Annotated in this window: 25 protein-coding genes and 2 pseudogenes; 6 read left to right on the forward strand and 21 right to left on the reverse strand. The window is 45.8% G+C overall.

Going from position 1 to position 26,553, the window contains the following annotated elements:
• The first annotated feature begins 89 nt into the window (after positions 1 to 89).
• Positions 90 to 461, forward strand: coding sequence for an outer membrane protein assembly factor BamE (locus MA2_RS05000; RefSeq protein ID WP_067057475.1), 372 nt, complete (start codon positions 90 to 92; stop codon positions 459 to 461).
• Between the two features lie 49 nt (positions 462 to 510).
• Here the strand turns inward: MA2_RS05000 and MA2_RS05005 are convergent, their stop codons facing one another.
• The 20 genes and pseudogenes from MA2_RS05005 to MA2_RS05100 form a co-directional block, all read right to left on the reverse strand.
• Positions 511 to 813 carry an RnfH family protein gene (locus MA2_RS05005; RefSeq protein WP_079351945.1) on the reverse strand — a complete coding sequence of 101 codons (303 nt, stop codon included), beginning with the start codon at positions 811 to 813 and terminating at the stop codon, positions 511 to 513.
• Positions 814 to 893: 80 nt separating this feature from the next.
• Complete coding sequence (locus MA2_RS05010; RefSeq protein WP_067057703.1) at positions 894 to 2,012, reverse strand: hypothetical protein; 1,119 nt, start codon at positions 2,010 to 2,012, stop codon at positions 894 to 896.
• A gap of 225 nt (positions 2,013 to 2,237) precedes the next feature.
• Positions 2,238 to 2,834 (reverse strand): TerD family protein, encoded by a 597-nt coding sequence (locus MA2_RS05015; RefSeq protein ID WP_067057478.1) that lies wholly within the window; start codon positions 2,832 to 2,834, stop codon positions 2,238 to 2,240.
• Between the two features lie 45 nt (positions 2,835 to 2,879).
• A complete protein-coding gene (locus MA2_RS05020; RefSeq protein ID WP_067057481.1) occupies positions 2,880 to 3,629 on the reverse strand; it encodes a TIGR00266 family protein in 750 nt (249 codons plus the stop codon).
• 124 nt (positions 3,630 to 3,753) lie between these two features.
• Positions 3,754 to 4,329 carry a TerD family protein gene (locus tag MA2_RS05025; RefSeq protein WP_067057484.1) on the reverse strand — a complete coding sequence of 192 codons (576 nt, stop codon included), beginning with the start codon at positions 4,327 to 4,329 and terminating at the stop codon, positions 3,754 to 3,756.
• A gap of 255 nt (positions 4,330 to 4,584) precedes the next feature.
• A complete protein-coding gene (locus MA2_RS05030) occupies positions 4,585 to 5,655 on the reverse strand; it encodes a DUF475 domain-containing protein (protein WP_067057486.1) in 1,071 nt (356 codons plus the stop codon).
• A gap of 278 nt (positions 5,656 to 5,933) precedes the next feature.
• The gene (locus MA2_RS05040; protein WP_067057493.1) at positions 5,934 to 6,341 is read right to left on the reverse strand and encodes an ExbD/TolR family protein; all 408 of its coding nucleotides are present in this window, start codon (positions 6,339 to 6,341) and stop codon (positions 5,934 to 5,936) included.
• 41 nt (positions 6,342 to 6,382) lie between these two features.
• On the reverse strand, positions 6,383 to 6,952 hold the full coding sequence (locus tag MA2_RS05045; protein ID WP_067057495.1) for a MotA/TolQ/ExbB proton channel family protein: 570 nt from the start codon (positions 6,950 to 6,952) through the stop codon (positions 6,383 to 6,385).
• A 44-nt stretch (positions 6,953 to 6,996) separates the two neighbouring features.
• Positions 6,997 to 8,190, reverse strand: a complete 1,194-nt coding sequence (locus MA2_RS05050) for a TonB C-terminal domain-containing protein (RefSeq protein WP_067057498.1) — start codon at positions 8,188 to 8,190, stop codon at positions 6,997 to 6,999.
• A gap of 165 nt (positions 8,191 to 8,355) precedes the next feature.
• Entirely contained in the window at positions 8,356 to 8,877 is a 522-nt protein-coding gene (locus MA2_RS05055; RefSeq protein WP_067057501.1) for a hypothetical protein, read from the reverse strand.
• A 375-nt stretch (positions 8,878 to 9,252) separates the two neighbouring features.
• On the reverse strand, positions 9,253 to 9,837 hold the full coding sequence (locus MA2_RS05060) for a transposase (RefSeq protein WP_245945290.1): 585 nt from the start codon (positions 9,835 to 9,837) through the stop codon (positions 9,253 to 9,255).
• Positions 9,824 to 9,916 (reverse strand): annotated as a pseudogene (locus MA2_RS10885) (twin-arginine translocase TatA/TatE family subunit); the annotation flags it as partial. The gene MA2_RS05060 and the pseudogene MA2_RS10885, both read right to left, overlap by 14 nt.
• 80 nt (positions 9,917 to 9,996) lie before the next feature.
• Positions 9,997 to 12,606 (reverse strand): copper-transporting P-type ATPase, encoded by a 2,610-nt coding sequence (locus tag MA2_RS05065; RefSeq protein ID WP_115253999.1) that lies wholly within the window; start codon positions 12,604 to 12,606, stop codon positions 9,997 to 9,999.
• Between the two features lie 220 nt (positions 12,607 to 12,826).
• Positions 12,827 to 13,321 (reverse strand): DUF305 domain-containing protein, encoded by a 495-nt coding sequence (locus MA2_RS05070; protein WP_067057504.1) that lies wholly within the window; start codon positions 13,319 to 13,321, stop codon positions 12,827 to 12,829.
• Positions 13,322 to 13,348: 27 nt separating this feature from the next.
• On the reverse strand, positions 13,349 to 14,503 hold the full coding sequence (locus MA2_RS05075) for a copper resistance protein B (RefSeq protein ID WP_067057507.1): 1,155 nt from the start codon (positions 14,501 to 14,503) through the stop codon (positions 13,349 to 13,351).
• Between the two features lie 31 nt (positions 14,504 to 14,534).
• On the reverse strand, positions 14,535 to 16,241 hold the full coding sequence (locus MA2_RS05080) for a copper resistance system multicopper oxidase (protein WP_067057510.1): 1,707 nt from the start codon (positions 16,239 to 16,241) through the stop codon (positions 14,535 to 14,537).
• A 94-nt stretch (positions 16,242 to 16,335) separates the two neighbouring features.
• Positions 16,336 to 16,974, reverse strand: a complete 639-nt coding sequence (locus tag MA2_RS05085) for a DUF411 domain-containing protein (protein ID WP_067057514.1) — start codon at positions 16,972 to 16,974, stop codon at positions 16,336 to 16,338.
• Between the two features lie 165 nt (positions 16,975 to 17,139).
• On the reverse strand, positions 17,140 to 17,622 hold the full coding sequence (locus MA2_RS05090; protein WP_245945289.1) for a c-type cytochrome: 483 nt from the start codon (positions 17,620 to 17,622) through the stop codon (positions 17,140 to 17,142).
• A gap of 174 nt (positions 17,623 to 17,796) precedes the next feature.
• Positions 17,797 to 18,069, reverse strand: coding sequence for a hypothetical protein (locus MA2_RS05095; protein WP_065253219.1), 273 nt, complete (start codon positions 18,067 to 18,069; stop codon positions 17,797 to 17,799).
• 133 nt (positions 18,070 to 18,202) lie between these two features.
• The gene (locus MA2_RS05100) at positions 18,203 to 18,469 is read right to left on the reverse strand and encodes a hypothetical protein (protein WP_245945288.1); all 267 of its coding nucleotides are present in this window, start codon (positions 18,467 to 18,469) and stop codon (positions 18,203 to 18,205) included.
• A gap of 391 nt (positions 18,470 to 18,860) precedes the next feature.
• On the opposite strand from MA2_RS05100, the gene MA2_RS05105 reads away from it, so the two are divergent.
• From MA2_RS05105 to MA2_RS05120, 4 genes and pseudogenes are all read left to right on the forward strand, one after another.
• Positions 18,861 to 19,844: an IS3 family transposase gene (locus MA2_RS05105; RefSeq protein WP_079351943.1), complete on the forward strand. Its 984-nt coding sequence runs from the start codon at positions 18,861 to 18,863 to the stop codon at positions 19,842 to 19,844.
• An 85-nt stretch (positions 19,845 to 19,929) separates the two neighbouring features.
• Positions 19,930 to 20,676 (forward strand): heavy metal response regulator transcription factor, encoded by a 747-nt coding sequence (locus MA2_RS05110; RefSeq protein WP_067057518.1) that lies wholly within the window; start codon positions 19,930 to 19,932, stop codon positions 20,674 to 20,676.
• The gene (locus MA2_RS05115) at positions 20,666 to 22,138 is read left to right on the forward strand and encodes an ATP-binding protein (RefSeq protein ID WP_067057521.1); all 1,473 of its coding nucleotides are present in this window, start codon (positions 20,666 to 20,668) and stop codon (positions 22,136 to 22,138) included. The genes MA2_RS05110 and MA2_RS05115 overlap by 11 nt, the downstream gene beginning before the upstream one ends.
• 183 nt (positions 22,139 to 22,321) lie before the next feature.
• Positions 22,322 to 22,510 (forward strand): annotated as a pseudogene (locus tag MA2_RS05120) (prolipoprotein diacylglyceryl transferase family protein); the annotation flags it as partial.
• Positions 22,511 to 22,689: 179 nt separating this feature from the next.
• Here MA2_RS05120 and MA2_RS05125 read toward each other — a convergent pair.
• Positions 22,690 to 24,336: an esterase-like activity of phytase family protein gene (locus tag MA2_RS05125; protein ID WP_158080590.1), complete on the reverse strand. Its 1,647-nt coding sequence runs from the start codon at positions 24,334 to 24,336 to the stop codon at positions 22,690 to 22,692.
• Between the two features lie 231 nt (positions 24,337 to 24,567).
• Between MA2_RS05125 and MA2_RS05130 the strand changes: the two genes are divergently transcribed.
• A complete protein-coding gene (locus MA2_RS05130; RefSeq protein ID WP_067057529.1) occupies positions 24,568 to 26,526 on the forward strand; it encodes a bifunctional metallophosphatase/5'-nucleotidase in 1,959 nt (652 codons plus the stop codon).
• Positions 26,527 to 26,553 lie beyond the last annotated feature (27 nt).

Genomic DNA, 26,553 nt, shown 5'->3' on the forward strand with positions numbered 1-26,553 from the left:
ATGATAAAAACAGCAACAAAAACAGTAGGCAATACCGACCAAATAGCGTATGATAAACACGTTTTTTAAGTGCGATTTGGGTATTTGTGATGACCAACAAAGTTCGACTATTGCCTGTGGCTGCCCTTGCGGCGGTGCTTACATCTGCAGTGTTGCCTGCGTGTACGTGGCTAAGCGTGTATAAAATCGACATTCCCCAAGGCACGCCGATTAATCCCAATCAGTTGGCGCAAGTCAAGGTCGGCATGAACCAAAACCAAGTGTTGTATTTACTTGGTAGCCCTGCCGTGCGCGATACGCTCAACCCAAACCGTTGGGATTATATTTATGACTTCACTGCAGGCAAAATCGCCCAACGTGAGGGCAAGCCTGATATCCACAATGCTCAGCAATACGTCAAAATTTACTTTGACAGCGCAGGCAATGTCAGTCGTATTGAACGCCCCACCAGCGCACATTAGCAACGTACATCAGTTGAGCAACGCGCGCCCATTTTAGCGTTTACAATCTTTAGTTTTTGCTCGCTTTGCGCGCCAGTTTAAGCTGGCGTTTGCGCATGGGGTCAATCATCAAGGGACGATAAAATTCTAAACGGTCACCATCTTGTAACGGTGTTTGCCAGTCGATTTTACGCCCAAACACACCGATTTGGCATTGTGTTACCCATGGATAACGCACTTGCCAGTCACTTAATGCTAAGGCTTGGGCGGCGGTGCAGCCCACCGGCACGCTTAACCGCTCATGCAGTTGGGTGACGCGATCTGGGGCAAAGGCTAGCGTGATGGCGATACTTTGGCTTGATTGATTGGGCATAGCGGTATTTTTTAAGCAAAAATCATTGAATAAACAGTCATTGAAAAAATTTTTAAAAATCATAACCAAACAAGCACCCGTTACGTCAATAAGCTGCCAACCCAGCCGATGACCGCCAACAAAATCGCCAACGGCACAATGATACGCACAGCAATACGCCACAGATTGTAGGTTGCCTCGCTGCCAAAATTCATCGCCTTACGCAAGTGGCTGATTTTCATTTGCCAACCTGCAAATACTGCCAACCAAATCGCGCTGATAAAGCTGATTGAAATAAGCAGCTGATTGAGCCACGTGGTCGGCAACAATGCCAACACGTACATCACCACCGCCAGACCAACCATAGCCAGCAGATGAAAACGCCGCTGCACGGTAAACAGCGCCACCTGCTCGGTCAAAGTCGCCAGCAGATAGCCGCTACCTGCCAACATCGCAAGCGCGTAACTGATACGGGCAAACGTGGTCGTAGGCGCAACGCTCATCGCAACCAACCCACCAACCACCAACTGCACTGCCCAAATCGGTAACACCGCACGGCTAGCACTGACTACCACTGCTTGCGATGCTTGGTGATCACCGAGCCCATCAACCTGCAGCTGCTGAGCGCGGCTATACCAAAACAACCCTGTACCTGCACCCACACAAACCAACGCCAGCACCACTGCCAGCGACCATTCTGCCAATGACGTTGAAGTCATTTGCCACATCGTGCTTGGATCGTGCACCCGTGCGGTGATCAGCGCAAGCGTGCTAAGCACCAACGCTGCCCAACCCATCCAACGCTTAGCAAGGCTTGCTGCCATCGTGATCAGCAGCAAAATCGCCAGTAAGACAGGCATTGCCATGCCACCATTGGCATGTTGCCCTGCCAGTATCGGTTGTAGCACCTCGCCTGCACTTGCCAACAAATGCCCACCAACCAAGGCAAGCAGCACGATCGTCAGCCAACCAAAGCCGCGCCACACAGTGGGCACATCAGCTTCACGGGTCAGCTTGGGCAGACCGACCAACGGCACCAAACGGCTGCGCTGCGCCAAAGCAACCTCAGCAAACACCAATGGCAAGCCGACCAATGTCATCGCCACCAACCACAACAGCCAAAAATCCACCTGACCTACCACAGGGCGGCTAAACCAAGCAAACCCCAATAGCGGCAACAGCGCGGCAATCAGCAACGGTTGCAAGCGGCTTTGCGTCATTTTGCGCTTCCTTTTTATGTGTAAAGTTATAAATTGGGCAATCAGCCCATTCAGCCCATAAAAACCAGCACGTTTTGGCGCATCAACGCCAGATTGTGCCAAATACTGCCAAATCGCCTAAACTAACGCAAGCCCAACAAAAAAACAAGTGGCAAAACACAAAAACCCTTAGTCAAACCAAGGGCTTTTGTGAGCCAGTTACGGTCAAAACCACGCCTTACGCACTCAAAGATGCGGTAAAATCAACGGCACTAAATTGTCAAACGTGCGCCCCGTCGCGGTTTCGCCGATCGCGTGCATTTTCCACTCGCCATTGTGCCGATATACCTTTGCCATCACCATCGCGGTATGTCCACCTTGCGCTGATAGGTTGTAACGCGCGATTTCTTGTTGATTGCTGGCATTGATGATGCGGCAATACGCGTTTGCCACGCGCTCAAACGTTTGCCCTGTAAAGCTATTGACAGTAAATACCAACGCCTGCACCTGCGCCGGCACCTGCATTAAATCCACCATGATGACCTCGTCATCACCATCGCCTACGCCCGTGAGGTTGTCGCCTGTGTGGTAAATACTGCCATCGTTGGAGCGCAACTGACGAAACCATACCGCATCAACCAAGTTTTTGTTGGCATCAAACAGCAGGCACGATGCGTCTAAATCAACACTACCGCCGCCACCGCCAAATAGCTTACCCAAAAAACCGCCGCCTGCGTTCGCCTGCGCCACGTCCCAACCCAAGCCCATCGCCACTTGGTTTAACGCACCGCCTGAGGTTTTTTCTAAAGAAATTTTCTGTCCTTTTTGCAATGAAACTGCCATGTTATCTCCTTTACTTTTATTTATGTATCAAATTTTGATTTATAATTATAAAAAGTCACCCAACGACCTGCCACTATCACGCCCACCGCTGTTACTGCCCAGCAAGCTTTGAATCCAGCCTTGATAAGTGTTGCGATTGCGCGAGCAAAGCACTACCTTGCCTTGTCCCGAAAAACGCAATACCACACCTTCGCCACTGGTCATGGAATTAACGATGTTGCCCAAGAGGCCTTGGCGTTGCCCCGTTGCCAGTGACGCGCTGTAGTTTAGGCGACTGTCCCAGCACACCACATGCCCGTTATCAATCGTCACATCTTTATCAGGGGTGACTTCAATTTCAAACAACGAGCCAAAGCCTGACACCACCACCTGCCCGTGGCCTTGCGTTTGCATAATGACAAAACCGCCCGTACTACCAAACAGCGCGCCACCGATGTTTGACTGCACATTGGCGCGAATCTCGACCGTATCATGACAAGCAACAAACGCGCCATCGCTAAGCATATACTGGTTTGCACCGATCTCCAACACTTGCAAATCACCGTCCAACGTTGGCGCGAGCAGACAATCGCCTTCGCCGCGTACCGCTTCAATTTGCTGCTGAAAAATCGACTCACCTGTGGCAAAACGGCGCAACATCGACTGCATAAAGCCGCCGCGCATCTGCCCCTTCAGCTCAAGATTGCTCTCCATCATCACCATGGCATTGGATTCGCAATGCACACGGTCACCCTGTTTGAGGTTACAATGTAAAAACGGTTCTATCGTGCCAATTAGGGTAAAAGTTGCTGCCATCGTTGCCTCCTTTGCTTACTGTTGTTTTTTTAAAGACTTATCTTAACAATCTATTTGAAAATTTAAAAAAAAGCCGCGACGATCATCAGCGGCTTTTTGCTATATACTTGACGCGCCTAGATCATTAGACCGCCACACCATACGAGGCTGCCAGCGGTCCTAGACCACCTGCAAAGCCTTGCCCCACGGCGCGGAATTTCCACTCACCGTTGTGGCGATACAACTCACCAAACACCATCGCAGTTTCTGTGCTGCTGTCCTCAGACAGATCATAACGCGCTACCTCACTGCCGGCATTGGCATTAACAATGCGGATATAAGCATTACTGACTTGCCCAAAATTTTGCTTGCGGTTTTGACCATCATAAATCACTGCGCAAAATATCACTTTACTGACATCGGCAGGCAAGCGCGTCAAATCAACCTTGATGGTTTCATCATCGCCATCGCCTTCGCCCGTGCGGTTATCGCCTGTGTGCTCAACCGCCCCATCACTAGATTTTAAATTATTAAAGAAAATAAAATCACTATCGGCGCGTACTTTGCCTGCATCATTCACCAAAAATGCCACCGCGTCAAGGTCGAATGCTTGCCCGTCGGTCGCACGTGGATTCCAACCCAAACCTACTGTCATGTTGGTAAGGCTTGGGGCTTCTTTTGACAGATTGACGTTGCCGCCTTTGGTTAAGCTGATTGCCATCGTGCTATCCTTATATCCTAAAATTGTTTTATTGCATCCAGTAAAAACGCTAACGGTTCGGCGCATTTTTTTATGCTTTGTGAGCTGGTTTAAAAACGCGCGGCATAAAAAAACGTGAGCCAACACTCACGTTTACTATAGCGGTATGATCAAATTTTGTCTAGGCGTTTGCCTTACGCGGTTGTTATGATTGTGTGACGTTTTTTAGCCCAATTAATTTGATGCACACCAACACCAACCGCGTTTTGCGCACACTTAGGCATCCGCATGGCGTTTGCGATACGCGATTGAGTTTATCACCGCCCACACGATAAATGCCACACCAATTAAACCTGTAACAATTTCGGGAATCTCATAACGCATGGACAATAACATGATGATAGCAAGCGCGCCGATGGCATAGTGCGCCCCATGTTCAAGATACACAAACTCATCAAGCGTGCCCTTATCAACCAAAAACAGTGTCATTGAACGCACAAACATCGCGCCGATTGCCAGCCCCAGCATGATGATAATGACATCATCGGTGATGGCAAATGCACCAATCACGCCATCAAAACTAAACGATGCGTCCAAAATCTCAAGGTATAAAAAGCCTGCAATGCCGCCGCGCGCAATCGCACCCGTGACGGCTTTGGTGTCGCTACCGCCTGTGGCTTCGTCCGTGTCCTGCGCCTCATCGTCATCGCCCTCAAGCAAGCCTGAGAGCACATTGGTGCCCAAATACACCAAAACCCCGTACACGCCTGCCACCAAGACGGCGTGTTTTTCTGCCACAGGTACCCAAGATAGCGAAATCATCAGCACAATCAATGCGATAAATACGCTCATGGCATTGACTCTGCCTAGGCGCACCAAGCGGCTTTCTAGCCATTCAAACCACAGAATATCTTTATCTTCAAACAAAAAGTTTAAAAACACCAACAACAAGAACATACCGCCAAACGCGGCAATCTCAGCATGGTGGGCAATCAGTTTGGCAGAGTATTCTTTGGGATTGTGCAGTGCCATATCAACGACTTCCATCATACCCATGTCGGCAGTCAAGGCAACAATCACAATCGGAAACAGCAGCCGCATACCAAACACGGCAATCAAAATCCCGACGGTCAAGAAAATCTTTTTCCAAAACTCATCCCAATGCTTGAGCACTGAAGCATTGACCACCGCGTTGTCAAATGACAGTGAAATCTCCATCACCGCCAAAATCAGCGTGATAAACACCGCCGAGAGCACCGCACCTGCCCCACCGTGCGAAAAGCCCCACCACGCTGCCAAGACAAGCGCAACAGCAGTAAACACTATATCAAAATAAAAATGTCGCATAGGCTACCCATCGCACCGCACAAACACAGTGGCAAATGCCACAGGTTCGTACCGCGCAAGTCCATTAAACTTAAAATTTTTTCTACAAATCGCGGCGCTTGCTGAGCCAAGGTTTGCCGCCCAAGTTCAGCGGTATTAAACCGAATAACACCACAATAAGCAAGGGCATATTGGCGCGGCGGTAACAAATCGCTACACTTTTTGCTGACGTTTTTCACACCACATGTTTAGCGGCAGTAGGTAATCAGCTACCATCTGCATGCAATTTTAACCAAATATCATTGCGGATCACTAACAAAGGTGATTTTGGTCAGTTGGTTTTGGCTAGCCGTGGCAAGTACTTGCGCCACGGTGTTATAGCGGCTGTCTTGATCGGCGCGAAGCTGGATGGTGGGTGGTTCGGCAAGTCTGCCCTGCTCGGCAAAGCGTGTGTCAAGCTCAGCAAGTGTGATGGCGGTATCATCCCAAAACAGCTGCCCGTTTTTGTCAATGCTGATTTGCACGACTTGCGGCGGCGCGTTATTGACCGATGCGGTGGTTTTGGGTAAGTTAAGCGGTACGGTGGGGTTTAGCACCGTTGCGGTGACCAAAAAAATAATCATCAGCACCAGCATGATATCAATCAACGGAATGAGGTTAATTTCATGAATGCCTTGCGTTTCATCATCGCCCAGTTGAAATGCCATACTCGCTCCTTGTTAGGTGCTACTATTATTAAAAAGATATTTTAAAGTTGGCGTGCCGCGGTGATGACCTCAGTCAGTAAGGCGCGCGCGGTGTCATTGGCGTGGTACATGGCGGCGCGATTAAAGCGCATGGCGATGTTATACAGTACAACAGCAGGTATCGCCACCGCCAAGCCCAACCCCGTCATGGTCAGTGCTTCACCCACAGGCGCAGCAACTTGCGCCAATCCTGCTTGCCCCGTCTCGCCAATGCTGTGCAGGGCGTGAAAAATCCCCCACACCGTACCAAACAGTCCAATAAACGGCGCAATGGCGGCAGTCGTACCCAACAGGCTTAAGCCTTGCTCGCTTTGGTAGCGGTAGCGGCTGATGTATTGCAATAAGGCTTGTTCAGCGGCGGCGCGTTGTTGGTCGGGTGCTAAGTTTGCCCATGCCCCTACCTGCTGCTGGTGTTGGCTGCGTAGTTCTTGGCTAACACAACGTGCCAACTGCCGACTACCGACCAGCCGCATGATACCGATGATCCACGATGCCAACGATAACAGCACCAAAACGATAAATAATGTTTTACTCACCGCGTCGGTGTACTGCCAATAACTTGCAAAATCCATCATTCCTCCAAAAATGGCGCGGCAGGCGCAACATGTTTTTAAGATCAGTTGAGATTAATCAATAGGTTGCCGACACGCGGCGTGGGGTGCGGATACAGTTTACCCGCCAGTAAGCGTTGGCGTAAGGCGTTATCAACTTGGCTGTTGCCCGATGAGGTAACAATGCTGACGGCCGTAACATCGCCTTGTGGGCTGATTTGTAGACGTGCCTCGACTTGGGTCAACTGTTGTCTCTCAATTAACCGCGCCATACTGCCTGTGAAGTTGGTTTTTGGCATCACGCGCCAGCGTGCGTCACCACTACCGAATGTGACGGTTTGTGGCTGTTGGGCTTGTTGGGCTTGTTGGGCTTGTTGGGCTTGTTGGGCTTGTTGGGCTTGTTGGGCTTGTTGAGCTTGACGTTCACGCTCAGCTTGTTCACGGGCTTGTTGGGCTTGGCGTTCACGCTCAGCTTGTTCACGCGCTTGTTGGGCTTGGCGTTCGCGTTCAGCTTGTTCACGGGCTTGTTGGGCTTGGCGTTCACGTTCAGCTTGTTCACGTGCTTGTTGGGCTTGGCGTTCGCGTTCGGTTTGCTCACGGGCTTGTTGGGCTTGGCGTTCGCGTTCGGCTTGTTCACGCGCTTGTTGGGCAGTCAGTTCGGCTTGAGCGGCTTGCTGAGCTGCCAAAATCGCCTGTTGGTCTATAGCAGGGTGCGCTATGGGCGCAGTTTCAGGGGGCAATACGGGTTCAGCCTCGGACAATACTGGCGTTGATTCTACTTGCGTCGGCTCGGGTGGCGGCGTGTCATTAGCATCGGCTAAAGGAATATCGGGCAAAAGCTCGACATCCGTTGGTGGCGCGGCGGTAGGTTGCGGTTTAGGCTCACTGATAGGCTCACGTTCAGGCATCGGTACAGGTAAAGGCGAATTTGTCACCGATTTTACGCCAGATGGGCTGACCTCAGCTTGTGTCTTTTGCTGAGTTGGCGGCTCAGGTTGTGGTGGTGGGTCAGTTTCAACTGGCGGCACGGGCACAGGTTTGGTTTTTTCAGGCGGTGTTACGGTGGGCTTAGCTTTAGGAGTCAGATCAACAAAAGCAATCTCTAGCGGTGGCGTGGTTTTGGGCGGTTGTAGCGACACAACGGGCATATGCAACAACGCCCAACCCACCGCTATATGCAGCAACAGCACACCAATACAGGTAGCCAGCCGTGTTTTATGAGCAATCAGCGAATGCGGTGGTGTGGTGGCGGATGACATACCCAAAAAGCCCCAATATCATTTTGATAGCGGCAGTCGATAGACTCGCCTAGAAATTCGCTATAATAATACGAATGATAATTTTTATCAATATTATTTCTGGATATGGCTAAATTTTTAGCGGTATTGGTTTAGCGGTATTGGTCGCAATTTTTGTGGCATTCGTTATTCAACGGTGGTTTGTGTTGGGTCGGTGGTATCAGTAACTAAAGGTGGCTGCCGTCTACGCGCCACCAACCGCATGCCAAGTAGTACCAAAGCAGTCAGCACCCACGCAACCACAGACAGCAGCGCACCTGTCACCACAGTGGTGACAAAATAAAAGCCAAACTCCTGCTTTGCGTCACCTGGTGCTGCGCCGACCACGTTTTCTGCCACACTGATACCAACCATGCCTGCCAAGACATCGACCACGACGGCAATTTGCAGCAGCGCACGGATGATAACGCCAATGGTTAATGCCTTGCCAATACCGCGCACACCGCGCCGTCGTAAGCTACGCTCCGCCAAGGCATACAGTGGAATAAACACACACACGCCCAAACCTACACCCAGCCAGTATAGCACGCCATCTTGACGCATGTTATCCCACGTCACCACCAGACCGACAATAGCGTTCATCCACACCAGCAGCGTCCATTTGAGCCATAGCCCTACGCCAGTATTGGCATTTAATCGTTGTGTCATCACCCTTTTTTCTATCCGTTACAGCAAACTGTGCGCTATTTTAACCAACGTCTGTGCAGTTTTCGACAATATTGTGTGTAAAATTGGTATAAAATTGAATATAAAGTTAGTTATATTTAGCAAATTGTTAAATTTATCGTTATCAATTCAGCAATTTTTTTGTTAATCCACTGGATTTTATGTAAGGTTTTGTTCAATAATAGCTTGGCAAGCACAGGATTCTGCTTGTGTGAATAATACCTAAAGCCACTGACAAGGAATGTCAGACCGCCCCGTGACGCTGTTTGCGTTAGGCGTGTTGCTATCAAAGTGGTTATAATGGTAAAGGAAATTTTATGTTTAAAAGAAAACTAGCAGTTATTATATTATCTGAAGTTACGCACCGCTCATAGCCTTAAGCTGGGCAAAAGCCGACTGATTAGCAGATACGAGTAACTTAAAACGCAAAGCGAAATGATTTAACTTAGTTTTGATTTTCAAACACTCAAGCTTAAACACCGCATACGTGGCTAAAAAGACATGATTAAACCGAGCCCTTTGGCTGTGAGCAGGCGACTTACCCAAATTGGCATTTTGCTTTAACGACTTATGATACACTTCAACCTGCCATCGTTTTTGATAGCTGTTGATAAACGTATCCTTGTCGCATTGCAAATCCGAACACACCAGATAGAGTACCCCTGTCGAATCGTCATTGTTTGTAAAGACTCGGCGTAATAACAAGACTTCATCATGGTAGTCATTTAAAAAGCCGTGAACAGGGGTATTATCGGGTAGATTAGATTCATCAATACGTACAAAGTTACCTTTTTGTCTATCATCAGGTGTTAAAGCCACCAAGCGATTTGACTTTAATGCAAAGATAAAGTGTTTTTTGGCTTTACGGATGTGCTTGAATGTTGCATTGGCTGAAAACCATGAATCGGCTAGGACATAATCGAACTTGATCTTTACCTGCATTTTTAAGCTTGGCAGTACCAAATACGACCACCACTACGACCAATAAAATCAGCCAATGTGTAATAGAAAAGCTGCCCATAACGGTATCCTTATATTTTGTGATCTTGTTTAGACCAGTATGTGTCAGTGTGCTTTAGAACACTTTTTACCGTACCAGAATTATAGTTTCAAACGGCGCAATCGCAGCGCGTTAGCAATCACCGAGAATGACGACAAGCTCATCGCTGCCGCTGCTATCATCGGACTGAGCAGAAGCCCAAATATGGGATAGAGCACACCTGCGGCAATAGGTACACCAAGTGCATTGTAGATAAAGGCAAAAAACAGATTCTGTCTGATATTGCGCATGGTGGCGTGGCTAAGCTTATAAGCTTTGGCAATGCCCATTAAATCACCTTTTAGCAGGGTAATGCCCGCACTCTCCATCGCCACATCGGTACCGGTTCCCATAGCGATACCAACATTAGCTTGCGCTAGCGCTGGTGCGTCGTTGATACCATCACCCGCCATAGCGACCAATTTACCGCTGTCTTGCATTTCTTTGACGATACGGTTTTTATCCTCTGGTGAGACATCCGCATGAACTTCATCAATACCTAGTTTATTGGCGACTGCCTGCGCGGTTTTTTCGTTGTCACCGGTTAGCATCACAACTTTTAAACCTGCGTCATGAAGCAGTGAAATAGCCTCTTTAGTGCTTGGTTTAATAGGGTCAACAACTGAAATAATACCAGCAGCTTTACCGTCTATAGCCACAAACATTACCGTTTCACCGTCTTTTCTACGGACATCAGCTTTAGTGGACAGCTCATTATCAAAACTATTTAGGCTTTCCATAAGCTTAGAGTTACCAATAGCGACTTTCTTACCATCGACCACGGCTTGTACGCCTTCGCCAGTAGTCGAATTAAAGTCAGTAGCTTTAGGAATAATGAGTGATCTTTCTTGAGCTGCTCTAACGATAGCTTCTGCTAAAGGATGCTCGCTAGCGCTTTCTACTGAGGCTACCAATGCGAGGAACTCGTCTTCATCTTGACCTACCTGCGCATCAATTGCGGTAAGCTCGGGCTTACCAGCGGTCAGTGTTCCGGTCTTGTCGACGACAATGGTATCGACTTTTTCCATACTCTCTAACGCTTCAGCATTTTTGATGAGGACGCCGTTTTGCGCGCCTTTGCCGGTACCAACCATAATGGACATCGGGGTCGCTAGACCAAGGGCACAAGGACAAGCAATAATCAGTACCGCAATCGCGTTAACCAAAGCATAGGCCATAGCGGGCTCAGGGCCAAATATTGCCCAGACAATAAAGGTAATGACGGAGCAAATAAGCACGATCGGTACGAACCACCCAGCTACCTTATCTACCAATTTCTGTATAGGTGCGCGGCTACGCTGGGCTTCAGCAACCATTTGTACAATTTTAGATAATACTGAATCTGCTCCAACATTGACCGCTTCGATTAATAGCGTTCCGGTGCCATTTACCGTACCACCAGTCACTGTATCTCCTGCTACTTTTGATACAGGGATTGGCTCACCCGTCACCATTGATTCATCAACATTACTATTACCATCGATCACTGTACCATCTACGGGTAGTTTCTCACCTGGTCTAACCCGTAGCTTATCGCCAGTGACGACCTCATCAAGCGAGACTTCGACTTCTTCACCGTTTTCATCGACACGTCTTGCAGTCGGTGGAGCTAGCTCAAGCAAAGCTCGAATCGCACCTGAAGTTTGACTTCTGGCTTTGAGCTCTAATACTTGACCCAGTAGCACCAAGGTCACAATGACCGCTGCTGCTTCATAGTAGACTCCGACTTGACCAGAGGCATCTCTGAAACTGTCTGGGAAAATATCGGGAAAAAAGGTCGCGACAATACTAAAAATATAAGCAGCGCCTACGCCTATCGCAATCAAAGTAAACATATTAAGATTGCGGCTTTTTATAGACTGCCAGCCACGAACGAAAAACGGGGCGGCCCCCCAAAGCACTACAGGTGTCGCAAGCACCAACTCAGCCCATTGTAAAACCTGTGAAGGTATACCATACTGACTAAAGTCAACTCCAAACATACCGCTCATCACATATATTAATAGCGGTACAGTCAACACGGTACATATCCAAAAACGACGAGTCATGTCGTCAAGCTCTGAGGTGTCCTCTTCACCGATAGTAAGCGTTTCGGGCTCAAGCGCCATACCACATATCGGACAACCGCTATTTCTAACGTCTCTCACTTCAGGATGCATAGGACAGGTATATACCGTGCCATCGTAATCAGCAGGTACTTTATCGTATTTACCGCCTTTAACAGATTTTACTCCGCTACTATCAGTATCCTTTCCATGACAGCTAGCGTGACTATCATCTTTAGCAACTTCGTCTTCAGGTTTAAGAAACATGCCACATATTGGGCAGTCACTTTTTTCAACATCTCTTACTTCTGGATGCATAGGACAAATATAGACCGTACCGCTATAATTTTCCGGTATCTTGTCGTACTTATCGTCTTCGACAGAATTTACCTCATTACTATTATTAGCATCCGCTCCATGACAATGCGCATGACTATCTTCATGGTTATTGGATTCAGCAACCTCGTCTTCAGGTTTAAGAAACATACCACATATTGGGCAGTCACTTTTTTCAACATCTCTTACTTCTGGATGCATAGGACAAATATAGACCGTACCGCTATAATTTTCCGGTACTTTATCGTACTGACCACCTTTGATAGATTTTTCATCGGCAATATGTTTCATAAAACCACTCCTTGAAGACAATAAATATTGATAATAAGTACAGTAAAACAAAGAGCAGTTACTGCAGTTGAAGGGGTAGGTAAAAAATCACATTAATTATCTGTGCAATCTGTCCTTTTAAGGTAAAGGTACCAGCGAAGACTATAGCGCTGATACCAGGTATCACCATTTTTTCATAATCAATTTCTTAGCTTGCCATACCTCTATATTATATAGCCGTCTATTCGAGCTCTTCAATAAGCGCTTGCATCTCAGCGATTTCACGCTTTTGCGTCTTAATAATATCGTCAGCGAGCTGTTGTACTCTAGGGTCTTCAATATCTGCTCTTGAGCTCGTCAAAATGGCAATCGAGTGATGCGGTATCATGGCTTGCATCCAATCGACTTGATCAACCGTTGCTTGGGAACGCACACCCCAAATACCTACAGCAAACATTACTACACTTATTCCATAAACCAGTAGATTTACCTTGGTCTTCTTATACATATTACCCATAAAGGCGAGCATGATAATCGCCATGACTGCGCCCATATATAATGCCATATAAGCTCGGGTCTCACTAAAATAAACATGATCCAATTGATAGGTATTAAAATACATCATGATAAACATTACAATCGTAGACGTCAGAATCATCAAAGTGAACTTCACATAAGGATTCATGCCCTGTTGATGGCTTTGATGATTCATGCTGTTTTGATCAGAAGTATTCATAATATATCTCCTATAATTTTGACAATGTTAGAACCAGAATTTAACACCGGCAGTCAAACTACTGCTATCAACCGATTCATTTTCTTGACGCCGCTGGCCACGCGCACTGCCAAGAGCCGTCTCATAGCTCACACCGACGTAAGGTGCCAGTTGACGACCTAAGGTTTCATAAGTCAGTCTAACTTCAGTCTTTAATTCATTGAATCCCTTGGTGATATGATTGTCAATATCGTCTTTACTAAAAGCTGACAGACCAACTTCCGGTATCACAACCCAGTGCTGACCCAAACGCCATTCATATTCTGCACCAAGATCAAGCCTAACTTGACCATCGGTGTAGAGATATGCTCTAGCATCTGTTTCAATAAAGTAAGGCATTGTGCCGACAATACCGGCCATAATGGCAGGCTTATCATTCTTGGTATCATAGGCGACCCCTGCTTCGCCATTCCAAAAAATACTTAGCGGCTTCCAGTAAGACAATGAGGTCAGACTATCAATGTCTTTCTCATCTTTGGTCTGAACACTACCTTCACTACGTAAAGATAGACGGCGCTCATCTAGACCATACCAAGCACTAACCTCATAATTAATCTGATCGTCATCAAACTGATAGCCTAAATCGTCTACAGAAACGCCCCATAATGGCATATCACCCATCATCATAGGCTGACCATAGCGTCCATAGGGAACACCGTTTGAATAGTCAGGACTGCGAGCATCAGCTGGAGCTTTACCACCTTGCATACCTGACATATCCATACTGCCATGGTCCATACCTGACATATCCATACTGCCATGGTCCATACCTGACATATCCATACTGCCATGGTCCATACCTGACATATTCATACTGCCATGGTCCATGCCTGACATATCCATACTGCCATGGTCCATACCTGACATATCCATACTGCCATGGTCCATACCTGACATATCCATACTGCCATGGTCCATGCCTGACATATCCATGCCACTGTGATCCATATCCGACATGTCCATACCAGACATATCCATTTTGCTATGATCCATATCCGACATGTTCATACTACTACGGTCCATATCTGACATAGTCATGTCTTTTTTAGCAGTGGCAGGGTCAGCAGCATTAGCAAATGATGATGCTAGTAATACCAATGATGATACCCCAGCGAGCCGTAAACCCACTTTATGTATTTTCATCTCATCTCTCACCTATCAACCAAAGATTTGCTTAAACGACCGCCACTTCTCTAAACATACCGGCTTCCATATGATAGAGCAGATGACAATGCCATGCCCATCGACCAGCTTCTCCTGTGACATCAAAGCTAATTTTTTGAGCTGGTTGCACCATCATCGTATGCTTGCGCACCTGAAACTCACCGTTAGGCATGCGCAAATCGCTCCACATCCCATGTAAATGCATCGGATGATTCATCATCGTGTCATTGACTAAGGTAATACGCACGCGCTCACCCGGCTTGATATTGACCGGCGTGGCCTCACTGAACTTAACCCCATCAAACGCCCAAATATAGCGCTCCATGTTACCGGTTAAATGTAGCTCGATCTCTCGGGTAGGCTTGCGCTGCTCCGCAAATATTGCCTCATCGACAGAGCGTAGCTGACTATAATTCAATACCTCTCTATTAATATTGCGCAGGTTGATACCTGGATCGTCAAGGTTCATACGTGGACTGTCCACACGCATATCAGACTTAAAGTCATATTCTGTTTTAGCGTGCTTAGCTTTATAACCATTAGCACCCATAGCACCCATCATATCTGCCATGGTGAGCCATTCAATTTTGTCCATAGCAGGCGTTGCCGCACGAGCACCTTCTTTGGTGGCAAGCGTTGCTGCGACATAGCCCGAACGGTCTATGTTTTGGGCAAATATGGTATGCGCATCTTTGGTCGGGGTGACAATGACATCATAGGTTTCAGCCACGCCAATGCGAAAGTCATCAATCGCAACTGGGGCGACATCAATGCCATCGGTTGCCACCACAGTCATTTTGAGACCGGGTATGCGCACATCAAAGATGGTTTGCGCTGAGGCATTGATAAAGCGTAATTTAACGCGCTGTCCTGCTTTGACGATTTGCGCCCAATTAGCTGCGGTCGTTTTGCCATTGATAAGGTAGGTAAATGTGTTTTCACCCGACAAGTCCGTAAAATCAGTGGGCATCATGCGCATCTGATTCCACATTTTGCGCTTATCAAACGCGGTTTTCATATCCGTTTCGGCAATATCAACAAGCAGTTTTTTGAAGTCTGGTAGATGGTAGTTATCAAAGTCGGCGCGCTGTTTGAGCAGCTTCAAGAGATTATGCGGGTTGCGGCTGGTCCAATCGCTAAGCACGATCACATGGTCTTCGTCGATAGGATGACGCTCACGCCCTTTAGGTTCAATCACAATGGCACCCAGCATACCGGTTTGTTCTTGGAACCCACTGTGTGAGTGATACCAATAAGTGCCTGATTGTTTTAATTTGAATTTATAAGTAAAGGTGCTGTGCGCAGGAATACCATCAAAGCTAATGCCCGGCACCCCATCCATCTCAAACGGTACTAGTAGTCCATGCCAATGGATAGAGGTTGATTCATCCATCTGATTATGAACACGTATCACCACCGTATCGCCTTCACGCATTTTTAGCGTCGGTGCTGGTAGTGAATCATTGATGAGCGTCGCCATGCTCTTTTTGCCGTTCACAATAACGGACTGTTTACTGACGTATAAATCAAACTCTTTGCCTGTCAATACAGGTACTTTATGAACGTTTTGATCACTATTAATAGTAGCGCCCTGACTGCCTGAGCGACTCGATTGTCCCAGTGCGCTACTAGCAATAGTCGGCATCAAGGAGGCACCAAGGACAGCAGAGGATCCGGTTAAAAAACGTCGGCGGTTCAGTATGTTCTGTTTATTCATAATGATAACCTGATTTAATTTGAGAGATGGTGGTTAAGCCTATAGTTACAATATTTTCGATATTTAACAGAATCTATTCACATCTAAGCCAACACTACAGCTGCTGCTGAGGAGAATCAATAGCAGCATAGACTTCTGTGGTGCCGTCTTTATTAAGCTGCATTACCTTATAAGGCATGAATTTACCTTCATACTCCATACCGGGGCTACCAACCGGCATACTCGGTACGGCAAGTCCAATAGCTTGTGCAGGAGGGTTTGCTAAGAATTCAGCCATGTGTTTAGCAGGGACATGCCCTTCAAAGACAAAACCGTCGGTGGTAACGGTGGTATGACAAGAGCGCATTTGCTGTGGTACGCCATAACGCTCCTTAAATAAGGATAGATCTTCCACATCGTGCGTGGTTGCACTTAATCCATTGTTTTTTGCATAGCCTACCCACTCTTTGCAGCAGCCGCAGTTGGCATCTTTATAAACCGTGGCTGAGACGTTTTTGAGTAATGATGACGATCTGTTAACGGGAGCATTTGCAGGAGCAGAACTTTCATTCTGTACTTGTGCATTCTGGGCAGCAGACTGTTCAACCTTTACTGGTTGAGAATCAGAGCCACTGGTATTAGATTGGCTGCAAGCGGCTAGCGTTAACGAGAGTGACGATGTCACCACCAATAAAAGGACACGACCGGATAACCAGTTATGTCCATTAGAAAACACATGTGTGTAATGTCTCATTAAATTACTCCTAAACGTCTATTGTTATGCTCGATATTCTAAAAACTTACACCCTATATTTGAATTCTTATGTACTTAACTAAAAACATTAAATGCGACACTGTTCAGTACTACATTGGTGATAGCGACAACCGTGAGTTAGGAGGCTTTCATATCTAGAAAGTATTAATGCTGCATTCCAGATCCATCATCCGACATATTCATATCACCATCAAATGACATGTCCATCATATCGCCATCTATCCTAGTGGTTAGCATCGTGTATTGGCTTTCATCTAATTCAGGTAACGATCTGATAAAAGCAACCATTGCCCACATTCTAGCATCATCATGGGACGCGCCCCACGCAGGCATTCCAGATGCCATAATACCGTGTTTGATTGCCCAAAAGCTTTGCTTTGCACCGTCTTCTGTTTGATAACGTTTGACAATATCAGCCTTGGTAAAGTTGGGCGGCTTTGGATATAAGCTCTCACTAAAGTCAGTTTGTGCCACTCCCGGAGACAAGTGACAGCCTGCACACATATCCTTATAGTCCGCGCCACCAGAACTGATTAGCTCAACCTTCTCTAAATCTGGTACCACAATATCTTTACTGGCATTTGCTATGGAACGATTGCGAGCGGTTTCTAAAAAGCTAAACATCATTGGGCTATGCTCTTGGTCAGCTCCCACACATTGACAACGCCACTAGTAACAACCGCAAACACGCTAACGATTGCCACAAATACGGTAAAGAGCGCACCCAATAAAAATTTCATATGTTTTCCTAAAAATTTATTTCCGTTAAGTGTTGACTGCTATTTAACAGAGCTAAAATTTTTAAGATTTACTGTCGTTAGTAACGCAGTGTTTTTGGTACATTTGCTTCATTTTACCCATGTTAGCCATCATCGCTTTCATGGCAGGATCGCTCATGTCCATCTTGCTATGATCCATTTTTCCCATCATATCCATATGCTTTTTCATCTTTTCACAGTTCATTTGATCTTTTTCATCATGCATTTTTGGATCATGCGCCATAGCTGAGGTCGATACGACAAGAGCGATGGCCGTCATTGCGATTGATTTAGACAGTAATTTAAATTGTGACATGATTAATTCCTATTGTTTGGATTAAAGGCTATTGAGTTCAATAGCTGTTAAACTAGCCTAAATGATACATTAATCATTCTGACTGGTAGATGACGTTAAGATTACAATGCTGTCATTCTTACCGCTTTAGATTTTAATGCGCGATATATTCATTTAATATGGCTTCAGCATTTGTATCACGATCGCTACCATATTTTTTCAAAAAATACTTTTCAGACTGCAAATGTTGATCTTGATGCTGTACCTGACACGCGACTCTCGCATCAACATAGCCTTTCATTTGCGCGCTAGAAATCTGTGCATCGTTATGATCTGCGTTCCTTGCAAAACTAGTGAGCGCATCACAATTACCGAGAACAGAAGCATCTAAGTTTGTGGTATGCGCATTGGCCGCTAACATGCCACTAACATCGATACTGAAAGTAAAGCTGCTTTTTTTAATGAACTATAATTTTTCATATAAGACCCTTTAAAGATAAATAACAAACTGTTTAAGTAGGATAATTGCTTTACTCGTAGAGGTAGTCTGTATCAGAGACAAGCCAGTATGCGGCGTTGATTTAGAATACTAAATGGTGGCTGACAGCTAGATGACACGGATATTACATGTTCGTTAGGAACAGCATAATATTGTCATCTTCTTGTCATTAAAACCAAATACCAGCATCTGTCTTTATCCAAAGAACACTGTTATAACAAGGGTTCCTGATAAATATATGGCTGATAAGCTAACAATGTTAGTGAACCGTCCCAGGATTGTCGGAGACCTAAAACTCTGAGACAATACCCTTATGAAAAGCAAAAAATACCCAACAGAAGTTAAGAAAAGAGCCGTCGAATTACTGATTGAATCACAAAAAGATTATCCCTCATTATGGGCGGCCATCCAAGCTATCGCCCCCAAATTTGGCTGCACACCCGAAACCCTACGCTCGTGGCATCAAAAGCACCTAGCTAAGCAAAATCCTGTGACGGTTAGCACTGAAAGCCAAGCCGCTCGTATCGCTGAGCTTGAGCGAGAAATCAGAGAACTCAAACAAGCCGACCTGCCAAAGCTTGGTCGCTGTACCGTTGAACGCCTGATGAAACAGCTTGGTATTCAAGGCGTATGGCGGGGTAAAGGCAAAATCACCATGAAGCAGAGAGACGACCAAGACAAGCCGAATGACCTTGTTAAACGCAACTTTACTGCAGATAGCCCAAACAAGCTGTGGGTCGCTGATTTTACCTACATTAAAACTAAATCAGGCCGGGTCTATACCGCCTTTGTGATTGACGTATTTAAGCGAGTTATTGTGGGTTGGAAAGTATCGAATCATATGGACACTCAGCTAGTCCTAGATGCCCTAAATCAAGCCTTAGACGCTAGAGGTAGACCAAGCGGGGTAATTCATCATTCTGATAAAGGTAGTCAGTATCTATCGATTAAGTACGGTGAATGGCTTAAACAATCGGGGCTTGCTGCATCAGTGGGTACGACTGGTGACTCCACTTCGGGCATAGCCCTACGTCTTGCACTCGGGCGAAGCAGTGCTTCGCTATTTCCTCGCTCAGATAATGCCCTAGCTAAAAGTGTGAATGGGCTATATAAAGCGGAGGTGATTGATTATTTGAAACAGGAATGGGATGGCTTAAATGATGTTGCGCTAGCAACCCTTGATTGGGTACACTGGTACAACTATGAACGATTGCATTCTACCAATGGATATGTATCGCCTGTTGATGCGGAAAATATCTACTATTGTTCATTAATTTCGTCAGGCTATGCTGCCTGACTCAAGCAAACCTGTCTCCGATAAAACCAGGACGGTTCATAGTGATACGCTGTTGACAACTATAATGATATAAAGGTAAGCAACGATGAAAGTACTGTTAGTAGAAGATGAGAAAAACCTTGGAGAATATATTAAGAAAGGCTTAACTGAGGCCGGTTTCATCGTGGATCATCACATGACAGGTTTAGATGGCTATCATGCGTTAATGACTGAAGATTTTAGTGTGGTTTTGATGGATGTCATGCTACCTGACGTCAGTGGCTTTGAGTTGGTACAGCGCTACCGAGCTGCTGGAAAGCATACGCCAGTTTTATTTTTAACGGCTAAAGATGATTTAAGCGATCGGATCAAAGGTATTGAAATTGGTGGCGATGATTATCTGACCAAACCTTTTGCTTTTGCTGAACTGATTGTTAGAATAAAAAGCCTATTGCGCCGTGCCAATCAATCTGATTATAAAAGCTCGGTCATACACATAGCTGATCTGAAAATGGATATTGCCAAACGCACCGTTCATAGAGGCAACACTAATATAAAATTGACTGCTAAAGAGTTTGCTTTATTACAACTTTTCTTAGAACGTCAAGGTGAGGTACTGCCGCGCACTGTGATCGCCTCGCAAGTATGGGATATAAATTTTGACAGTGATACGAATGTCATTGACGTGGCTATAAGGCGCCTGCGGATAAAAATTGATGATGGATTTGATATAAAGCTGATTCATACGGTACGCGGAATGGGCTACAAGTTAGAGCCACTGGCTGTCGACGTGGATAGTGGCATGGGCGACGACAGTATTAATAAAGACAGTCTGACATCAAATGAGACATAAATCTAAGAATTGGCATTGGTCACTGTTATGGCGAACTATTTTTTTACTGACATTGTTCGTTATTATCTCTCAGGTTATTATCTACGCATGGGTTCAGCGCTCTGTGAGTGGACACTTTGAGCAAATGGACTCAGAAATCCTTACTCATGCAGCTTTTAACCTGCGCAAACGTATGGTTAGTTTGGAAGATCACATAGAACCATTCACAGTATCAAAGTCGCAAGCGCTAATTGATGCCAATCATCTACATTCTTCTTGGTTAGACTATGATTTAAAAACGTTAATATCAGACAAAAACGGCAATTTATTGTCCAGCGATCCCAGTAATTTCATCAATGATCTACCAGCAGATTTTAGCTTGTTACAACTATTGCAGGACTATCGCGATCAGCAGTTTATGATCAAGATAAATAATAGGCATTACCGAGCCATTATCATTACACATCAAAAGGTTTTGACATTTATTGCTCTACCTATCGATGTGCATCATCAATATCTTATCCAGTTTAATCGCCAGCTGAGCTTGATACTTATCGCCATTACCTTATTATTGGTTTCAGTAGCAGCACTAAGTGTACACTGGGGTTTTGCTCCCCTAGCTACTATCGTACAAAAGATGAAAGGCATTAATCTTCAAAGGTTAGATGAAAGAATTGTGGTTGGCGATATGCCGTTAGAATTACGTCCACTAACGGAGTCTTATAATTCTATGATGGCCAAGCTTGAAAGTAACTTTGAATCATTATCACGGTTTTCAGACAATATCGCCCATGAGCTACGTACGCCAATAGCGACGCTGAGTACGCAAACGCAAGTCATGTTAACTAAGCCAAGAGAAAGCGACGAATACATTGAGCAATTGCATCATCAGCATGATACGTTAAAGCAGTTATCCGCCATGATTAACGATATGTTATTACTGGCAAAAACTCAAAAAGAGCTGAGTGATTCGCAAATCAGTCATGTCGATATAGAGAGCTTGATCACAAAGCTTATAGATTATTATGAGATGATTGCTGAGGATCGTGAGATAATCTTTGAAAAATCGGGTGATTTTAAAACAGTACTAGGTGATAAAGGCTTATTGCAACGGCTGTTTGCCAACCTGATGTCAAATGCGATTTATTATGCGGCTAGTAATAGCACTATTATGATATCCGCTACTGTCCTCACTTCAAGCACCTCGCTTAATGCGCCAAAAGACGATATTCAATCCCCAGAGCAGCTCTGGTTAAGAATAACTATGACCAACCGTCTAGACAAACCATTAAATCAGATTGAAGCCGATAAACTGTTTGAGCGATTCTATCGTCATGATAAAACGAATACGATGCATTCAGGAACAGGCTTAGGCTTATCTATTGTGCAAGCTATCGCCAATGCTCATAATGGCAAAGTTAGTATTACTATCAAAGATGAGTGTCTTTTTGAGGTTGCTGTAAAGTTGTTGATTGCCAGGTAGTAACTAGCTTCATACTGTCTATGAACCGCTCAGATTAGATCGAAGGCGAGTTTACTTGGAAGGTCTCTCTATCCATAAGATGAGATTCTGACTTGCGATAGTTGTACTTTTCAACTGTTGGACAAAAAATTTCTTATATAAGCCTATTTCATACATTCTATTACCAATAATTATGATGCCTTTATGATGATTCATCCTCAGTATGATCCCGTAGCGCTTTCCTTGGGTCCATTGGAAGTGCACTGGTATGCGCTAATGTATTTGCTAGCCTTTGCTGCCGCTTACGGTTTGGCTTGGTATCGCAGTACCAAACGCGACAATTGGACCACCGACATGGTCTCTGACTTAGTCTTTTATGGCGCGCTTGGTGTGTAGTGGTCAAGTCACCACGGGCAGCGATTGACCAAGCTGGCTACGATGCGCAATATGTTCGCTCCTTGACGGGTATTGGAGCGGCGGCGCCAAGCGATCACTAGTCATTGCCTCCATTAAAAAAACCGCTTCTTGATAAGAGGCGGTTTTTTTGGTTGAAATTGCCGCAAGATGCGCGATTATTTGGCTTGATACTGGTTTAACGGCGCGATATAAATGCGGTTGGTTTCGATTTGAGTGCCTGCTTTATCCATATACTTTTGGGTGACATAATCGCGCTTATTGGCTTTGTCGTTTTGTGAGCTGATACCAAAATCATCATCATTAATTACGCCAACCTGTCCATTCGGGAACAGCAAGATACCTTCAAATTTTTCATGCGGATAGTTAAAAGTTTTGACCAAATCCATGAACATCTTTTTGCCCACTGGCGTGATATTGTGCGCTTTGAGTGTATCCCAGCCTGTTTCATCGGCAGTCAACGCCTCAAGTGTCTTGCCGCCGATCATCAAACCTTGATCAGCATCTTGTTTGATATCACCGCTATCTTTAATCGCCTCAATATTAGTCGCGCCATTGAGATCAATACGATAAATCATTTTAGTAGCGTTGGCATCATCGACAAGCGACTTGCCATCACGCTCGACCACTAAGAATTCATGGTCGTTGATCGCAACCAGACCTGAGTTTGAATCACTGAGCACTGAACCATCCGCGGCGCGTTCTTGGCGATACAAGAATTGTTCGATATCGCCCGTTGCCAAGTTGATGCGTACAATGCGCGTCATGTTAGATTTTTTGGCAGCTGACTTGGGATTTTCCATCGCTGATTGCATGATACCAACCAAGTATTTTTGGTCAGGTGTTACAGTCAAGCCTTCCATACCACGGTTAGGGCGACGGTTTTTAAATTCAGCAGGCAGATAGATGGTTTTGCCATTGACCTTAAACGTACTTGCGCCTGCTTCATTGCCGCTAAACGCGTTAATACGCGCCAGTTCTTTACCATTGGCATCATAATGCACAATATGCGGACCGTACTCATCGCTGATCCAGAATGTACCGTCTTTCATCACTGCCAAGCCTTCGCTATCCATACCGTAGGCGTCGGTTTGGGTCGGGTTGAGGCTAGCATTGTAGGGTTCGCTAGGGTCTTTGAGCAACAAGCGGTCAAAGTAATCGCCCGTTAAATTTTTACCGTACGCCAATTCATTGGTCGCACCAAAGTTTGGATTGGGTAAGCCTGTGACCTCAGTCACGCCGTCAGGACGCTTGAGCGTGATGGTTTTGATCAGCTTGATAGCCCCACTGTCTTGTAGTTCAAATAAGCCAATTTGTGGGGCAAATTTAGGCACAGGAAAGGCTTTGGCATCGGCTTTGTCCATGCCATTTTTAACATCGGCATTGGGACCACGGTCAGTGATAGCATAGAACTGTTTAGGGTTATTGGGATTGACAAATGCGTCTGAGCCATAGCCACCTTGTTGAATCACTACGGTTTTGCCGTCTTTGTCTTTAAGCGTTAGTAAATTGGCATTAACTTTAGGTAAATCAACGCCTTGACCTGCAATGTTTGCCAAAATTTGTTCATAAGTCACAGTTTTGGGTGGCGTAGGCGGTGTGCTCGTATCCGCCGTGCCTGTGTTGTTATTGGTGTTGTTATTGGTGTTGTTATTTGGTGTACCTGTATTGGTCGCTGTGTCGGTATTAACGGCAACAATTTTGGTTTCATTGTCATCATCGCCGCACGCAGATAAGGCCAAAGCACTCCCTATTGCAATGGCAAGATAGCTTAGGCGTAACGCGGATACTGATTTTAACATCATCATATTCCCTTGAGTTTTAAAAATAACCTAATTTTTAACGGTTCATTATCCAATAGATTGATGACACTGTGATGACATTGGGTGTGATGTAGTGCGGGCAAAAATCATCGCTCACGCAAATTTTTCACAAAATTGACACGTTGTTATGTTAGGTTGCGTACTATTGCTTAAGTGTTTTTAGCAATGCTTTTAAGCCCTTGTTTTATATTTTTTAAATATCACGGATTTTTTATGAAGCCATTATTTAAAATCAGCGCATTGGCAGCGGTGATGGTTGCCGCTTTGACAGGTTGTAATGATGACGACAACGAAACCAAAATCGTTGCGGTCAATCCTGAAACTCCTGCCAGCGTCAATACCCAGACCTATACACCCGTCACGCTCAATTTAGCGCATATCAACGACCACCACTCACACCTTGAGTCTGACGCTACCCAAACCTTCACCCTAGACGGGCAAACCTATCAAGCTGAACTGGGCGGTTTTGCACGCGTGACCCAACTGTTCAACGACTTGTCAAACCAATTTGCAGGACAAAACTTCTTAAAACTACACGCAGGCGATGCAGTCACAGGTACGAGCTACTATAGCTTTTATTTGGGCGATGCCGATGCCGACATGATGAATACGATTTGTTTTGACGCGTTTGAGGTGGGCAATCATGAATTTGACGATTCTGATGCGGTGCTCAAACGCTTCATTGACCGCTTGCACGGCGGCACGTGCCAAACCGCTGTTTTAGGTGCTAACGTCGTGCCAAAAGTTGGCACCCCACTGGCTCCCAACAAGAGCGATGACTATATCAAGCCGTACACCATCAAAACCACCAAAGAGGGTGTGAAAGTCGGTATCATTGGGCTTGAGGTACGCGGCAAAACAGCAGGTTCGTCGCGCCCACTTTCAACCACCGAGATTTTGGATGAAACCACCACCGCGCAAAAATATATTGATGTGCTTAAAAAACAAGGCATTGAGCATATCATTATTTTGTCACACTATGGCTATGAAAACGATGTCAAACTTGCCAATGCTTTAACAGGTGTGGACGTAATTATTGGTGGTGACACCCACACCTTGTTGGGTGATTACAAAGCCTATGACAATAAAGCCAACTTTGGCTCACAAGGCCCATACCCAACCGTGGTCAAAAACAAAGACGGCGACACCGTGTGTGTGGGACAAGCGTGGGAATACACCAAAGCTGTCGGTGTGATGAACGTCAAGTTCAATAACAAAGGCGCGGTTGATAGCTGCACAGGCTCTAGCATTTTGCCGATCGGGATGACGCTTAAAAAACTTGGCAGCGACGGCAAAACCTATGAAACCATCAATGCTGCTGACAACCAAGCGTTGATCGCACGTTTGCAAAATAACAACGCCGCACTGTTAAAACAAAGTTATCTGTATCCTGTCACACCAAACGCAGCGGCAGAAGCCGTCCTTGCCAAATATAAAGACCAGCTTAAAGATAAGCTTACCGAAAAAATCGGTGTTGCCAAAGACACGTTCTGCTTGGTGCGTGTACCTGGCACCACGAACTCAGGTAACGTTGCAGGCTGTGAAGACAGCAAATTCTTAGCACGTGGTAGCGATGCGGCACAATTGGTCGCCAAATCGTTCTTGGACGCAAGCCTTCGTGCGGACTTTGCCCTACAAAACGCAGGCGGTGTACGCATCGCGCTCAAGTCAGGTGATATCACCTACGGCAATGCCAATGAAGTGCTGCCATTTAGCAATACGCTGGTCAATCTGTCCGTCACGGGTAAAGAAGTCGTTGCCACGCTAGAAGACGCGGTTGAAAACGCAAGCTTTGGGCAAAATGGCAACAAAGCCTCAACAGGCGCGCATCCATATGCCGATGGCTTGCGTTGGGACTTGCGCTTAAACCAAAACAAAGGCAACCGCGTACAAAACGTAGAAGTGCGTGACCGCAAAACAGGCACTTGGGCACCGATTGATTTAAACAAAACCTATATCATGGTGACCAACGACTACATCGCAAGCGGTAAAGACGGTTATCTGAGCCTTGCGCCTATCTTCAAAGATCCAAGCCGCGTTGAAGACACCAAGCTGCTATACACCCAGTCACTGGTCGATTACATCAAAAAACAAGCCACCATCAGCCTGCCTGCGCGCAGTGAATACTCGCACAAATCAGTTGTGACTGCAGATGGTACAATGCTTAAATAATTGCATTTTTACCCGTGCAAAAAAGCC

Origin of the sequence: Moraxella atlantae NBRC 14588, assembly GCF_001591265.1 — a bacterium.
GTDB lineage: Bacteria > Pseudomonadota > Gammaproteobacteria > Pseudomonadales > Moraxellaceae > Faucicola > Faucicola atlantae.